Here is a 15,284-nt window from a genome sequence, read left to right on the forward strand (position 1 = left end):
GGATCACACAGCCTCTTGCAGGCGCACGGCATGAGGCACTTCTGCGATGCCGACGCGCCGAAGCTCATGGTCGATGTCTCCGTTTGCCAGAAGCAGCTGGAGCTGGCCGATGCGCTGGTATCGTGGCCCTTCGAAATCCGCCATGACAAGGCCGGCAGCGGTATAGGCCCGGTAGAGTTCGCCCGCGCCGTCCCTGGCGTTCCATGTTGGCTTGAAGGCCGGCAGCGCTTTGGCGATCTTGCTGAAATCGACCCGGTAGGACCGCGTATCGGGACTTGCACCCTCGGCATAGACCAACCTGCATTCCGGCACGGTATCGGCGACGATCTGCGCGATATCTCTGATCTGGTAGTTGTGCGCCTCCTGCCCGACATTGAAGGCCTGATTGTGCACCACATCCACGGGCGCTTCGAGGGCTGCGAGGAAGGCGCGGGAAATGTCTGCGATGTGAACGATCGGCCGCCATGGCGTACCATCGGATTTCAGCAGGATCACGCCCTCCGTCACCGCCCAGGCCATCAGATTGTTAAGGACGATATCGAAGCGCTGCATGGGTGACAGGCCATAGGCTGTCGCCGGGCGCATATAGACCGGGCAAAAGCCATCTTCGGCGAGATCCGCGATGGCGCGTTCCGCAAGCACCTTCGAGCGGCCGTAATCGGTCACCGGGTTGAGGTCTGCGGTTTCATCGACGAGACCAGTGCCGGCAGCACCGTAATTGCTGCAGGACGATGCGAAGAGGAACCGGCGGACGCCCGCCTTCTTCGCGGCGGCGGCCACCCGCACGCTCCCATGGTAGTTGATGGCGTAGGTGTTCGCCGGGTTGAGGTTGCTCAACGGATCGTTCGAGAGCGCGGCGAGGTGGATGACTGCATCGAAACCGCGCAGGTCCTCATCGGTGATATCCCGCACGTCCTTCAGGAGACCGGATACCTCCGGCATCGGGCCGCCCGGTGCGTAGGTGCAGCGATGATAAAGCTCGCAGTCGAACCCATGCACATCATGGCCGGCCGCCCTGAGAATAGGCACCATGACCGAGCCGATGTAGCCGCGATGCCCTGTTACCATGACCTTCATTGCCGTCTCCTCCAGATTTACGGGATGGGAAACCTACCGCCCCGATGCGACAACCGGGAGCGACGCATGCGGCGGTCCGCGGCATGCCAAGGTGGAATGCGCGCTGCGCGATTACGTCTTTCGGGCCATCATGTCCGCAGCCGGCATTGCAAAGCCGACGCCGGCGCCGTCCAGACGAGGCAATGGCGGGGCGGATGTCGACGGGCCGTTGAAGCGGCGGAATACGGGATCGGACGGGCGTCCGACCAGAAACGTCTCGACCCTTCGGTCGAGCGCGCGCTTGTAGACGGACAGCGCACCATCGATGGCGTCGATGGTCTTCTCGATATCCTCGTCGGAATGCGTGTAGCTGACAACGAGCGACGGCGCGAGAACGCCGCGTCGTATCGTTTCCTGAAGAAACAGAGACCGGAACATCTGCGACGGCTGGCCGGCCGCATCGAGGGTCGCATAGGTCAGGCAGGCGGGGTGCCCCGAAACCTTGAAATGGTTCTGCAGGCCGTGTACCGCGGCCACCTGCGCCAGCGCCGTCTTGAGCTTCGTACCCTGCTGGATCAGATGCTCGATGACGGGTTCATGCCTGTAGACCTGCATCGTCGCGATTGCCGCGGCCATCGCATGGGTTTCGGCGCCATGCGTGGTCGAAAGAAGGAACACGCGGGGCGCGCTTGTCTGTTCGATGCCGCCAAGATCCATGAACTCCCGCTTTCCCGCAAGCGCGGAAATGGCAAAGCCGTTGCCAAGCGCCTTGCCGAAACAGGAGAGGTCCGGCACGATATCGTAGGCCTGCTGCGCCCCGCCGCTGTGCCACCGGAAGCCGGTGATCATCTCGTCGAGAATGAAAAGCGCGCCATTCTCATGGCAGAGGTCCTTCAACCTGTGCAGATACTTGTCTTTCGGAGCATCCCCCCGCGACGGCTCCAGAATGAAGGCCGCGATCCGGCCGGGATGCCGCCGCAACAGGTCCCGTGCGCTGTCGAGGTCGCCATATCGGAACCCAAGCGTCAGGTCCCGCACGGCATCGGGAACGCCGGCATTCATGGGGGTCGTGCCGATGAACCAGTCGTCGGTGGAAAAGAAGGGATGATCGCGGCAGATTGCGATGAGATCCCGGCCCGTTGCCGCGCGCGCCAGACGGATCGCGGCCGACGTCGCGTCCGATCCGTTCTTGCAGAATTTCACCATTTCGGCCGATGGCACAGTTTCCAGAAAGGCGGACGCGCAATCGATTTCTACTCTCGACGGTCGCGTGAAATTGCAGCCGCGCTCCAGTTCCTCCATCACGGCCTGAACGACATGCGCATAGGCGTGGCCAAGGCCAACGGCGCGATTGCCCATGCCGTATTCTATATACTCATTGGCATCGACGTCCCAGACATGGCTGCCATAGCCGCTGGCGATAAAGCCCGGCGAAAGCATGGGATACTGGTCGTCCCCCTTGGCGTAGGTATGAGCGCCGCCGGGAATGAGGCGGTGCGCGCGCATGCGAAGGCGGTTCGAGTTCTCGAAATTCTGTATCAGATGTCCCATTCGCCGCGTCCTCTGGTTCACGATCCCGAAGATCGAGGATTGCCCCAGATGGAAGCGGCGTCATTCTGACAGTTCGTCAGCGCGACATGACCGAAAGGCTTAGAGACCGCCTGTAAACCAAGCGGCTGAGAGCCCGCGCACGCTCGTCAGGCGTCGAACATCGCGGATATCTTGAAGATGATTTCCGTCCTGTTGCGGGCCTGAAGCTTCTTCATGATGTTGCGCACATGCACCTTCACGGTGCTTTCCCGAAGGTTCAGCTCGTAGGCGATGATCTTGTTCGGCTTGCCCTTGGTCAGGGCGTCGATGACATCCACCTCCCGGTCCGTAAAGATCTCAGCCCGCCTGCGCTCCCTGTTCTCGGCAACGACGAGCAGCTGGCGCAGATCGTCGAGGTTCTCGGCGGAGATGAAAACGCCGCCGGCAACAGCGAGCGATATCGCGCCGACACATACGGAAAGCCCTATCGCAGAGGAAATATAGCCGCGAACGCCCAGTTCGAAAGCTTGCATGATCTGGCGAAGATCCCTGTTTTCGGCAAGGATGACGACGGGCAGGCCTGGATAATCCGCGACCAGCTGGCGGACATCGGAGACGAACGACGCCTCGCAGAAATTGCCGCGGCCGATGTTGATGAGGATTCCGGCATGGGTGGGGTCCGGCGCCTTGCGCCACATCGAGATCGTCGAAAACAGCTCGACATTCATGTTAAGGCCGTGCGCGATAAGGCTCTGGGCGAGACATTCACGATCCAGCGCCCGATCGTCGATGATCGCCAGCCTGGAAACAGAAGCTTGCTGAAGCCCGGATGCTGCAATGTCACGCGGAACGACGCGGAACGGTTGTGCCTGCGATAGATGACCAATGGTTGAGACTGCTACTGACATGTGTCCTCCGCGATCGTTTATGTGAATGGCTGAACCGATATCTTTTAAAACCCGTATTGAATGGAATGAGCATCATTTCATCCAGATGCTGATCGATGGATCTCTGATGCCCTACTGCTCCAAACGCCCTCTACCTCAAATAGTGGCAGGCCTATTTCGGTGGAAATTAATATGAAATGAATTATGTTAGTAACGACACAATTATAACAAAATAAACCACGATAAAAGCATCGGAATATACCTATTATGTTATTTTACTGAATTTAGATATAAAGATTTGGTATGTGTAAATTTTTGAGATGGACAATTTTGAATCGTCGATTCTAAGGAGTTAGGTTTGATGACTTGTGTACGATTCAGACACAACAACACGTGCAATAACTTCGCTGTTATAGTGGTATCCAGTGGGGGGTTCTTCTTTCGGTAATTCAGCAGTATTTCGCACGTGCGGTACGGAAACGTACAAATAATTTTCAGCATTGCAGTTTCTATCACGTTATGGTTGCGTTTCGACTGGTCTATCTTTCGCTGGGGGGGTGAAAGTCAGTGCATTTGGTCCCTCGTCCCGGTCGTCGGTGTTAGCCGTCAACAACCGCTTAATCGAGAAACCCGTATGGCAAAACGTCGCGCAAGAGTGCGGGGGATGGTGCCTTGGTCCGGCATTGGTCCCGGCCGCGATACTGTCTCCGGAAGCACTTCCAACAGGAGGAAGAGCGACCCCGATCCGCGGCTGGCGCCGCCGAATGTGGGACTGCGCTTTCACGCGGACTGGTCGCCGGGACTGCGTAGCCTGCAAGACCGTATCGACGATATCAGCCGGTCGCTGGACCGCAGCGGAACGGGAGTGTCTGCCAAAAAGGGATTTCCCGCCCAAAGCCAGCGCGTAGCGGCGCTTCTGCTCGATGCCCTCGATCGGCAGCGCAACGCAATGACGACGCTTGAGGCCGTCATGACCTGTTCCGGTGTCGCGACGCTTCTGCTGGATACAGCCTGTCGGGTCCGTTTTTTCACCGCCGCCGCCGCTTCGTTCCTGAGGATCGCTCCGGGCGATATCGGCCAGCCGGTCGCCAGCATCGTCGAATTGACAAGCGCCCACCCCCTCCATGCCGATGCTGCGAAAGTTGTTTCGACCGGCGAGACGGTCGTTCGTGAGATGGCGCTGTCCGAGACAGTCTGGTGCGTGCGCAGGGTTGCCTTGTGCGAAACGCTGCATGGCGAAAACGAAGGCGTCGTCGTCACCTTCACCGATATCAGTGAACAGAAAGGGCGAGGCTTGAGCAGCGACGGTGCCCGCGCCGTGGCAGAGGCCGAGAATGCATGGAAATCACAGGGACTTGCAGCCGCCAGCCATGACCTGCGTCGCCCCGTGCAGGCCTTGCGATTGCTGCATGGCCTGCTGGAGAGGAACCACCCGGACGATGCGTCGAGCTGGCTGCTTCGACGCATGAAAGATACGCTCTGTACGATATCGAGTATTCTCGATACCGTGTTCGATGTGGATGGAATCCTGACCGGTGACCTGCCGCCGGACCTGGAGCAGTTCCCGGTTTCCGCCGTTCTGCAACGGCTGGAGCGAGAGTTTTCCGAGATCGCGCAGGCTCGGAAGCTGGAGCTTCGCATCGTCCCGTCCAGCCTGTTCGTCAAAACCGACCGCCGCATGATCGAGCAGATCCTGCGAAATCTCGTGTCCGCCGCTGTCAAATCTACCGCGGGTGGAAAAGTCCTTGTGGGATGCCGGCGGCGTGGCGGAGTGTTGCGGATCGAGGTCCGCGATGCCGGCGCCGGCATGCCGGAGGACGAGAACTGGCCCGCTGATGGAAACCGGCAAGACGAATGTCCGGGCCAGGATTCAAGTCTTGTCATCGTCAGGCGGCTCGCCGACCGTCTGGGATCGAACCTCGCTTTCCAGTCCGCTCCCGGCAAGGGCACCATTGTCTCCATCCATGTTCCCATGGTGGACATTCCGGCAACCGGCCCTCCCGAGACCATGGACCCTCTCCCCCGTCCGCATCGTTCCCCTGCAACGACCGCTCCGAAAGGTGGCTCCATTCTGGTGGTCGAGGAGGACGCAGATGTGCGCGAGCTTCTCAGCCTTGGACTGGCAGGGGCCGGCTACCGTGTCGCGACGGCAGTCGATGGCGTCGAGGCGCTTGGTCATATCGAAGAGAAAAGGTTTCTGCCCCACCTCGTCATCGCCGACAGCAACCTGACGCGCGGGATGGCCGGACGGGATGGCACGGATGTCATGGAGAAGATGCGGGCCCTGCTCGGCTACCACGTGCCGGCTCTCAGCCTGTCCGGCGAAATATCGGCCGACGGTGCGCATCGTCGGGTTTCGCAGCTGAAAAAGCCGGTCGGGCTGGATGAAATGCTGCGCCGCGTGGCCGACCTTCTGACCTACCCCGCAGCTTGCGAACAGTTGGACCATGGCGGAGAGCCGGGTTTTCCGGCAGAAGATTTGCCCCAGACGGTGGAAATCGTCAATGACGAGACGACCGTTCGCGATACGCTGCGGGCCGGGCTCGAAGGTGCAGGTATGACCGTCGTCGCGCACACGAGCGGCGAAGACTATCTGGAATCCTACGATCCGTCCCGGACGGGCTGCGTCGTAATCGATATGGACCTGCCGGGGATGACGGGACTGGATGTCCTGCGTGCCCTGAAGGCCCGGAAGCACGGGTTTCCCGTCATCGTCATGACCGGCCGCAACGATATGTCCAGCGCTGTGGAAGCGATGAAGCTCGGTGCCGCCGATGTCATCGGGAAGCCCTTTTCGACCGATGTCTTTCGGCGCAGCCTGTGCGCCGCCCTGCGCAGCATACCGACCGGCGGCCAGAGCGATCATCGTCGCCAGAGCGCCCGTAGCCAGCTGGCGCTTCTGACGGCACGTCAGCGGCAGGTGCTCGATCTTGTCGTCAAAGGCTGCTCCAACAAGATCATCGCCGCCCGGCTCGGCCTCAGCCAGCGGACCGTCGAAAATCATCGCGCGCAGATCATGACAAGGACGGGCGCGATCTCGCTGTCTGCCCTGATGCGCATCGTGGTTTCGGCGGAAGAATAACCTCGCCGCTCGCGCCGGCAGCCGGTACTCCTAAAGACTTATATCGCCGTTTTTCACCATCCAAAGCTGCGATAGGATTTGCCGCCGCGCCTTGTAGACTCAGCCCCGATCATGGATCGAACGGGGGATCTCGCATGTGCGGACTGGTTGGAATTGTCAGTGGAAAGCCTGTTGCCGGCCGGTTGGTGGATGCGCTCCGGCGGCTGGATTACCGGGGATACGATTCCGCCGGCATCGCGACCATCGAAGGCGACAGGATGGAGCGTCGCCGGGCGCCGGGCAAGCTCTTCAACCTCGAGCAGCGTCTGGATGCCGACCCGATCGGAGGCGCGATCGGCATGGGACATACGAGATGGGCGACACATGGCATTCCCAACGAAACGAACGCCCACCCGCATTTCGTCGGAGACGTTTGCGTCGTTCATAACGGCATTATCGAGAACTTCGCCGAGCTTCGGCAGGAACTGGCCGAAGACGGCGCGCTGTTCGAGACCCAGACCGACACCGAGATCCTCGCGCATCTGATGGCCCGCTACACTGCGGAGGGACACAAGCCCGTCGCCGCCATGCTCGAAATGCTGCGGCGGCTGCGCGGCGCCTATGCGTTCGCGATCATGCTGAGATCGCATCCCGGCATGATGATGGCGGCACGGTGCGGCCCGCCTCTCGCCATCGGTCACGGCGATGGCGAGATGTTCTTCGGCTCGGACGCCATTGCTCTTGCCCCCTTCACGGACGAGGTGACCTATCTCGCCAACGGCGATTGCGCCGTCATTACTCGCACTGACGTAACGCTTTTCGATTTCTACGGCCTGCCAGTCCAACGCACCCGGCAGATGACGCAGACATCCAGCTACCTCGTAGACAAGGGCAACCACAGACATTTCATGGAGAAGGAAATCGCCGAGCAGCCCGAGGCCATCTCGCATGTGCTGGCCCGCTACGTCGATTTCACGTCGAAAAGCGTCAAGGCCTGCAACGCTATCGATTTTTCGGGAACGGACAGCCTTCACATCGCGGCCTGCGGAACGGCCTATCTCGCGGGCTGCATCGGTAAATCCTATCTGGAACGTTATGCCGAAATCGCGGTGGAGGTCGATGTCGCATCCGAGTTCCGGTATCGCACCCTGCCCTTCTCGAAGCGGCAGGCCGCCCTGTTCGTCTCGCAATCCGGCGAGACCGCCGACACGCTGGCCGCATTGCATATTTGCCGGAACAACGGCGTGGTCACCGGCGCCATCGTCAATGTCGAGGGCTCGACGATTGCGCGCGAGTCCGATGCGGTGTTTCCCATTCTCGCAGGACCGGAAATCGGCGTTGCCTCCACCAAAGCCTTCACCTGCCAGCTGGCCGTGTTCGCCTGCCTTGCCATTGCCGCCGGGCGACGCCGGGGGACGATCGATAGCGCGCAGGAGCAGGCGCTCGTCGGGCATCTCATCGAAGTCCCGAGGATCATGAGCGACGTGATTGCGAGGATTCAGCCGCAGATCGAGGATCTGGCGGCCCGTCTCGCCCGTGTCCGGCATGTCATCTATATGGGGCGCGGCACCAGCTATCCTCTCGCCATGGAAGGCGCGCTCAAGCTCAAGGAAATCGCCTATATCCATGCAGAAGGTTATGCGGCCGGCGAGCTGAAGCATGGGCCTATCGCGCTCATCGACGACAGCATGCCCGTGATCGTCATCGCGCCCTATGACCGTTTCTTCGAAAAGACCGTCTCCAACATGCAGGAGGTCGCCGCGCGCGGCGGGCGGATCATCCTGATCACGGATGAGAAAGGGGCTGCAAAGTCCAGTCTCGCGACCATTGCCAGGATCGTCCTGCCCCATGTCGACGACATCATCTCCCCGCTGATCTTTGCGTTGCCGCTTCAGATGCTGGCCTATCACACGGCCGTGATCATGGGGACAGATGTGGACCAGCCACGCAACCTGGCAAAATCCGTCACGGTGGAATAGGCGCCGTTCGTTTCACGAGGCCGGCGCCCGGCGACCAGGGCGCCGGACAGCCTTTTACGACAGGCGACGGTTCTGCTTCTTCGGGCCTGCCAAAAAGACCCGGTACAAGCGGCCCCATCTGTCGGGGCGGCTTAGGAGGTAGTCGATGGGCGGCAGCACGACGGAGATCGGCGAGATACGGAACGCCAGCCGGAAGAAATCCCGTGCTTTCCGGTTGCGCTGCAGCAGGTTCGCGATACCGCACCAGTAGGCGCGATTGGCGATGCCCTGCAAGGCGAGCCGCCGCATGGACCGGCTGCCCCGCAGACCGCTGCCCTCGTGAGCGAAGAAGGATTCGACAGCTGCCGCGGTATGCACGATGTGCTGCATCTGGTCGGCTGCGATCTCCTTCGACCGGTTGGCGTCATGTGAGCGGATGCCGGCCTGGATGCAATCGAGTTCCGCCACGGGACCGTACATCGCCAGCCGCAGCCACATTTCGTAATCGTCTGTATGCGGCAAGGCCTCGCGATAGTGGCCGGCCTGCTTCTGCGCGCTGGTCCTGACGATGACGGTCGGGCTTGAGATCCGGAAAACTCCCATCCGGCAGAAACGCTTGATGAAGGCCCTTCCGCTGATCAGGCGGTGGGGCGGCATATCGGGTTGCCGCGCGATCCGGGGCACGGGCATCCGATCCCGTATGGCGAGATCCCGGCCGTGACAGAACGAGATCGAGGGATTCATCTCCATCACGGTCAGCGCGCGCCTGAGGGCGCGGGGAACGAGAACATCGTCCGCGCACAACATGAGGAAGCAGTCCGCCTCGGCCCAGTCGATCCCTTCGTTGAAGGAGGCATGCGGGCCGATATTGCGGGGCCGCAGGATGATTTGCACACGGTCGTCCTCGCTGGCAAGCGCCCTTGCAATATCGGCGCTGTCGTCGGTCGAGGCATTGTCGATGATCAGCACGCGAACCGTGACGTCTTCCTGATCCAGCACGCTTTCCACGCAGGACCTGAGATACCGGCCATAATTATAGTTGGGGACGACGACATCGATGCTGGACATGATTCACGCTCCAAGTGCCGGAAAGTGCCGCCGTAGCCAGGGCATGGCGCCCAGTAGCCTCAGCGCGATGAAACGAACCTCGTCGAGGAAGGGATGCTGCGCCAGCACCAGTCCCGGTAGCCATCCGGCAAGGGCCAGCAGGAATGTGACGCCGAGCGTGATCAGCCCCATGTCCATATCCCAGCCATGGAACGCCAGCAAAGCCAGCGGCCCGGCCATGGTGAAGGCGGTGACGACGACGCTCGGCATGATCGCCAACCAGAGTTCGGACAGTGTGAAGCCCAGATGCCGTTTTGCGAATGCGAGCGAGATGATCATCTGGATGGGCAGCGACACGAACTGACTGAGGGCCATCGCCGTCACCCCGTAGACGCTGGCAATACACAGCAGGATGGTGGCGATGCATCGGCAGAAGAGGCTGGAAAGAAAGGCATCCCTGTTTTCGCCGAGTGCCAGAAGCAGCGGGTTCGTGACGATAACGGCAAACCAGAAGACGGCTGCGAGCGACAGGATGTGCACCAGATGGCCGGCCTCGTGCCATTGGGGGCCGAGCACGAGATTGACGATCGGCTCGGAGGTCACGGCGATCAGCAGCACGCCCGGCCAGTAAAGGCAGGAGATATAGGCGAGCGTCTGGAGATATGCCTGGCGGATGTTGCGGCCCTCCCGCACGCTGGCGCTGAGGGCGGGAAACGCCATCGCGTAGAAGGCCGACATGATGATCCTGTCCGGGATGCCGCAGACGGTGTTGGCCCTGTTGTAGAGACCGACCGAGGACATCGAGATGATCTTGCCGAGCAGGAGTTGCGGCACGGTTTCGTAAATCCGGTCGATGAGCTGGGACGCGCCCTTGTAGCGCCCGAAGGCAATGGCCGCATCGAGGGAGGCAAGGCTCGGACGGCAGATCGTTGATAGCGGATAGGGGGACACGACCACAGCAAGCATGGCAAGCGAGATCGCGCCGGCCAGCATGCCCCAGGCATAGCTCATATAGCCGACGTCGAGATAGCCGAGCAGCATGGTGACGATGGCGGATATGACGAGCGAGACGGTGCGGATGTTCGCCAGCCGCCCGAACGCCATGTCCCGCCGCATGATGGCGATGATCGGCAGCGACAGGATCTCCGCGAATGCGGACATCAGCACAAGGAACAGGAAGAACGGAAGTTCCGGGAAATCGTAGAACCGCGCGATCCACCCGGCCGCCGCCATGACGCAGGCGGTAACGAACACCGTAATACCCGCCAGCAGCGTGAAGGCGGTCCGGATATCCTTCACATCTATCGTCTGCTTCTGGATTAGGAACTCCGGCGTGGCGAATTCGCGGATCGAGAGTGCGACGGCGCCGATGCCGATGCCGGTGACCATGTGACCGATACCGTCCGTGGTCAGCAGACGCGCCATGGTCGCGACGACGGCGACATTGATCACGATCGCCAGATACTGTTCGACGGACGACATGATGAAGGCGCGCCGTGCTGTCATGATTGTCTCCCGGCCGGCAGGGCCACCGCCGGCGGTTGCGGATCCGGCTGTTTTCTCGGCTGTGGGATCAGGGACATCGCGATCGCTCCATCTAAATCGTTGGCCTATATCGGCGGTGGCCGGCGCTCATTTGAGCAGGACGGGCTCGCCATCCGGCAAGTCCGGCATCGCGCGCTGCCAGGGTTCGGACAGGAACATGCGCTGCAAAAGGTCCTGCTGATCTGCCAGTTGCAGTCGCACGCGGGCGTTGACGAGGTCGATGGCGAGACCCGCACCCTGCCTGTCGGCGATCAGCCGCCGCACGAGCGCCAGAAGTTCGTCCGGGTCGAAGGTTTCGATATGCCGGCAGTAGACCTGCTGGTCGAAGGCCTGCATCAGGTCGTCGTTCTTGCGGGCGTAGCCGAGTGAAATGGTCGGTCGGCCCATTTTGAGCGAGCAGACCAGATTGTGATAGCGCGAGACGACGGCGAGATCGACGCGCGCGACCAGCGCCATGATGTCGTGCAGCGACACGCTCGAAGGCGTCTCGATGCGGCTTCGCTCCGATACGGATACCATGTGCCTCAGGGCTTCCAGAATGTCGTCGCGGGCGTGCTCGTCGGTGACGTCTCCCATGAAAAGGGAGATGCTGTGCCCCTCCCTCAGAAGGCCCGCGACGAGATGGGAGATCTTGCCGATATAATCGGCATAGATCCGACCGGCCTGCGGGTCGCCGGCTCGCCATCCGCGATATTGCATGATCCCCACGCCGATGTTCAGCGATGTGCCGGGCACCGCCGGACGCGGGCCTGGTACGGGAGCCGGAAGGCTGAAGGCGATATCGGGGTAACGATGGTCTTTCGCGACATCGATGCCGAGCGACGTCATGAAACGGAGCGACGTGTCGTCGCGATACGAACGATAGGTGCCCATCCTTGCCGCCGCCGACAGCAGCCGGCGGCTGAACCGGCCTGTGATCGGGCCGGCTCCGATGCTGACGAAGGCTATTTTCGTGTTGCGGAGCCGGGCCGCAAGGCACCAGAAGAACAGCACGAGAGGCCAGCCGAACGCGTGTTCCTGAAAGTCATCAAGGATGCCGGTGCCGGGGACGATCATGAGATCGATGCCGTTGAACCGCGAGAGCGCTGTGCAAAGAAGCATGAGACGGCGCGGCACGTTGAACAGGATCCTGTTCACCAGCCTTGCGGCGGGGGCCGACAGGACCGGTCCGCCGACGCTCATCGAGGGAATGCCGTACCGCGCCGAAACGACCTTCGGATTTGAGCAGATGCAAAGGAGTTCGGCATCGGGTCGCAGCTTGCGCAGCGAAAGGATCATCGCCTCCAGAGAGCCGTCATTGCCGGTGTTGCCGGAACCGAATTGTCCGATCAGGCTGATTTTCATCGGATCTCCATAAGCGCCAGCGGGAGGACCAGACTGGGGAGCCGGCATGAGGGAGGGGCGCGCCAGAACGGAAAACGCCGGATACCAGGCACGTGCGGGAGGCTCGAAAAACAGAGGCTGACCCACGGGATCGGCCACGAAGCAACGGTTAGCGCTCATCCAACGATATTCCCATGCCCCTCTTTGGCGGGTGGGCTACCTCGAAGGGAGAGGCTGTACGCCCCGGATCGGTCGAAGGAGGCGGCCTTTGCGCCCGGAGTGCGACTACACCCGTCGGGCAGCGGCCTTACTATCAGGCAAGACGAGACGGCTGCGCCTGTTCTGCGGCCAGTTTCCGGTCGAACGACGCGTTCGCCCCTCGTTGGAAGAGAAAGAAGGGGGGTCCGATGAAGCTTGCCTATTTCGTCATTCCGCATATCGGCGGAACCTATTCCGTGTTCACGGCGCTGCGCAAAGGGCTTGCCCCGTACGGCGTCGATGTCCGGTGGTTCGGCCTCTGCGAAGAGACCCACGATGTGCCACGGGGCATTGGCAATCAGGACGAGACCGGCCTGATGCTGCGCCTGCCGCGCCACATGGGCGAGAAGGAGCGGGCAAGGCTCGTCGCGGACGAGATCCGCAAGCAGGGCTATGAAGGCGTCTTCGTCAACGTCCTCGGCGACCGCTTCCAGACCAACATCGCGCGTTACCTTCCGCCGGATATCCTGCGCGTCGTCATCGTCCACAACATCACGCCGGGCACCTATGCGGCGGCAAAGGCGATCCGGGACTATACCCACATCACCATCGGCGTTTCCGAGCGCTGTCAGGAAGACCTCGTCGAGCGCCATGGATTTCCGCGCGACAGGACCTTTGCCGTGCCCAATGGCATCGACACGCAGGCGTTCATCGCGCTCGGGCAGCAGCGAAAGCCGGCGCCGGCGGAGCTTCGGACGCTGTTCGTCGGGCGCATAGAAGACGCTTCGAAAGGCGTTCTCTGGTTACGCGAAATTCTGGATGCCGTGCCCGAAACGGTCGGCCTGACCGTGGTCGGCGACGGACCCGATCTGCCAAAGCTGAGGCGGCGGCTGACGAACCATGCCGCGCGCGTCCATTTCACCGGCGCCGTGGACCCCGCCCGCATACCCGCCATCATGGCCGAACACGACGTGCTGATCATGCCGTCGCGGTTCGAGGGGCTTGGCATGACGATGATAGAGGCCATGGCCGGCGGCTGCGTTCCGGTGGTCTCGCATATCCGGGGCGTCACCGATACCGTTGTGGACGACGGGAGGAACGGCATTCTTTTTCCGGTTGGAAACTACACAGCCGCAGCTCAGGCCATCGGCCGGCTCAATGCCGACCGTGAGCTTCTTGCAAGGATGTCCACCGCCGCTCAGGAGACCGCGCCCGACCGCTTCGGTATCGATACGATGGGCACCCGTTACAACGCCATCATCACCTCGGCGATAATCAATCGTCCGAAACTCTCGCCGGTCCTCGATCTCGACGCATGGTCGATCCCGAACGGGCTTCGGGCGGGGCTGCGCACGGTCATCCCGCTTCCTTTGAAGAACTACCTGCGGGTGGTGCGTGAACGACTGTAATCGCCCGGGCGCGCGCTTCCCTGCGATGCAGCGCGTCAGGCTCCTTGTCGACTTAACGGAGGACCGCCATGTCCTGGATGCTTCTTGAAACCGGCGCGACATTTCTTCTCGGCGTCATCTTCGTCGCCACCGGACGACGCCTTTGCGTCGCCTTCGGGCTCGTTGACCGCCCGGATTTCGCGAGAAAGCGTCACAGGGGAAGCATTCCCCTGTGTGGTGGCGTCGCGATTTTTGCGACCTTTGCCTGCGCATCGCAGCTCGGGCCGGGCTCGTCTCTCCTGAGCGTCCCGTTCTGGCTCGGGCTTGCGCTGATCGTCGGCATCGGCGTGCTGGACGACCGCCTGTCGCTGTCGGCGGGAGGCCGCCTCACGGTGCAGCTGCTCGTGTCGATCCTGATCGCCGGAAGCCTGCAGACCGGCTCGCTCTCCTTCGGCGTTCTCGACCTGCCGGATACGGTGGTTCTCCTGCCGGTGCTTTTCCTCATCTGCGTGGTGTTCATGACAGGGCTGATCAACGCCTGGAACATGCTGGACGGCATCGACGGGCTTGCCGGGGGAACGGCGGCTGTCAGCCTCGTATGGCTGATCGTCATCGCCACCTTTGCCGGCATGCCGGATCTCATCCGGTCGCTGGAAACCCTGCTCGTCTGCATCTGCGCATTCCTCGTCTTCAACATGCGCAGCCCGTGGCGGGCGCGCGCCAGCGTCTTTCTCGGCGATGCCGGCAGCACGGCGCTCGGCATGGTCATCGCCTGCGCTATCCTGATGATTGCCACGGCAAGCCCGGTCGTTTCCTTCTCCGCCCTGCTATGGGTGGTTTTCCTTCCCATTGCCGATACGCTGAGCCTGATCGTCCGCCGGATCCTTGCCGGACGAAGCCCGATGTCGGCCGACCGCTGGCACCTGCACCATCTTCTGCTGGATCACGGCCTGACGACCTCGTCGGCCACGCATACGCTGATGATCGTGTCCGCCCTTTGCGGCGGCATCGGCTATGCCGGCATCCGGCTGGGGATCGCCGGAGAGATCATGGCGGCGGCCCTTGTCCTGCCGATCTGCCTGCACACGCTCTTCGTCCTTGTTTCCACCGGTTACCTCACCCGCACGCGTCTGGTGCATCTGCGTGCCAAGGCACGAAGCGCTGCCTCGGGGCATGATGTCCTCGGCGCACGCGCACCGGTCGGGGCCTTCACGCACGTCGGCGAAGCCGACAGGGATGCGTGAAGCCCGCTTCGTCCACCTCTCCGCAACCGTGAAATTTTCCCGCCTGA

The 15,284-nt window shown here is 61.7% G+C and carries 10 protein-coding genes; 4 read left to right on the plus strand and 6 right to left on the minus strand.

The window, feature by feature from the left end; all coding sequences use genetic code 11:
* Nucleotides 1-3: 3 nt before the first annotated feature.
* From BSG19_RS21045 to BSG19_RS21055, 3 genes are all read right to left on the minus strand, one after another.
* A complete protein-coding gene (locus tag BSG19_RS21045) occupies nucleotides 4-1,077 on the minus strand; it encodes an NAD-dependent epimerase/dehydratase family protein (RefSeq protein ID WP_092989992.1) in 1,074 nt (357 codons plus the stop codon).
* 111 nt (nucleotides 1,078-1,188) lie between these two features.
* Nucleotides 1,189-2,607, minus strand: a complete 1,419-nt coding sequence (locus tag BSG19_RS21050; RefSeq protein ID WP_092989993.1) for a glutamate-1-semialdehyde 2,1-aminomutase — start codon at nucleotides 2,605-2,607, stop codon at nucleotides 1,189-1,191.
* A gap of 146 nt (nucleotides 2,608-2,753) precedes the next feature.
* Nucleotides 2,754-3,494 carry a LuxR C-terminal-related transcriptional regulator gene (locus tag BSG19_RS21055; protein ID WP_092989994.1) on the minus strand — a complete coding sequence of 247 codons (741 nt, stop codon included), beginning with the start codon at nucleotides 3,492-3,494 and terminating at the stop codon, nucleotides 2,754-2,756.
* A 643-nt stretch (nucleotides 3,495-4,137) separates the two neighbouring features.
* Here BSG19_RS21055 and BSG19_RS21060 point away from each other — a divergent pair.
* A complete protein-coding gene (locus BSG19_RS21060; RefSeq protein WP_170866060.1) occupies nucleotides 4,138-6,555 on the plus strand; it encodes a response regulator in 2,418 nt (805 codons plus the stop codon).
* 134 nt (nucleotides 6,556-6,689) lie between these two features.
* Nucleotides 6,690-8,513, plus strand: a complete 1,824-nt coding sequence (glmS, locus tag BSG19_RS21065; RefSeq protein ID WP_092989996.1) for a glutamine--fructose-6-phosphate transaminase (isomerizing) — start codon at nucleotides 6,690-6,692, stop codon at nucleotides 8,511-8,513.
* A gap of 54 nt (nucleotides 8,514-8,567) precedes the next feature.
* Here glmS and BSG19_RS21070 read toward each other — a convergent pair whose 3' ends face one another.
* From BSG19_RS21070 to BSG19_RS21080, 3 genes are all read right to left on the minus strand, one after another.
* Complete coding sequence (locus BSG19_RS21070; RefSeq protein WP_092989997.1) at nucleotides 8,568-9,560, minus strand: glycosyltransferase family 2 protein; 993 nt, start codon at nucleotides 9,558-9,560, stop codon at nucleotides 8,568-8,570.
* A gap of 3 nt (nucleotides 9,561-9,563) precedes the next feature.
* Complete coding sequence (locus BSG19_RS21075) at nucleotides 9,564-11,045, minus strand: oligosaccharide flippase family protein (RefSeq protein WP_092989998.1); 1,482 nt, start codon at nucleotides 11,043-11,045, stop codon at nucleotides 9,564-9,566.
* Between the two features lie 126 nt (nucleotides 11,046-11,171).
* Nucleotides 11,172-12,428 (minus strand): polysaccharide pyruvyl transferase family protein, encoded by a 1,257-nt coding sequence (locus BSG19_RS21080; protein ID WP_092989999.1) that lies wholly within the window; start codon nucleotides 12,426-12,428, stop codon nucleotides 11,172-11,174.
* A gap of 386 nt (nucleotides 12,429-12,814) precedes the next feature.
* Between BSG19_RS21080 and BSG19_RS21085 the strand changes: the two genes are divergently transcribed.
* Both BSG19_RS21085 and BSG19_RS21090 read left to right on the plus strand, forming a co-directional pair.
* Nucleotides 12,815-14,014 carry a glycosyltransferase family 4 protein gene (locus BSG19_RS21085; protein ID WP_092990000.1) on the plus strand — a complete coding sequence of 400 codons (1,200 nt, stop codon included), beginning with the start codon at nucleotides 12,815-12,817 and terminating at the stop codon, nucleotides 14,012-14,014.
* Nucleotides 14,015-14,082: 68 nt separating this feature from the next.
* Complete coding sequence (locus BSG19_RS21090; RefSeq protein ID WP_092990001.1) at nucleotides 14,083-15,237, plus strand: MraY family glycosyltransferase; 1,155 nt, start codon at nucleotides 14,083-14,085, stop codon at nucleotides 15,235-15,237.
* The last annotated feature ends 47 nt before the right edge of the window (nucleotides 15,238-15,284 follow it).

Source organism: Rhizobium sp. NFR03 (genome assembly GCF_900111275.1).
In the GTDB taxonomy this organism is placed as follows: Bacteria; Pseudomonadota; Alphaproteobacteria; order Rhizobiales; family Rhizobiaceae; genus Ferranicluibacter.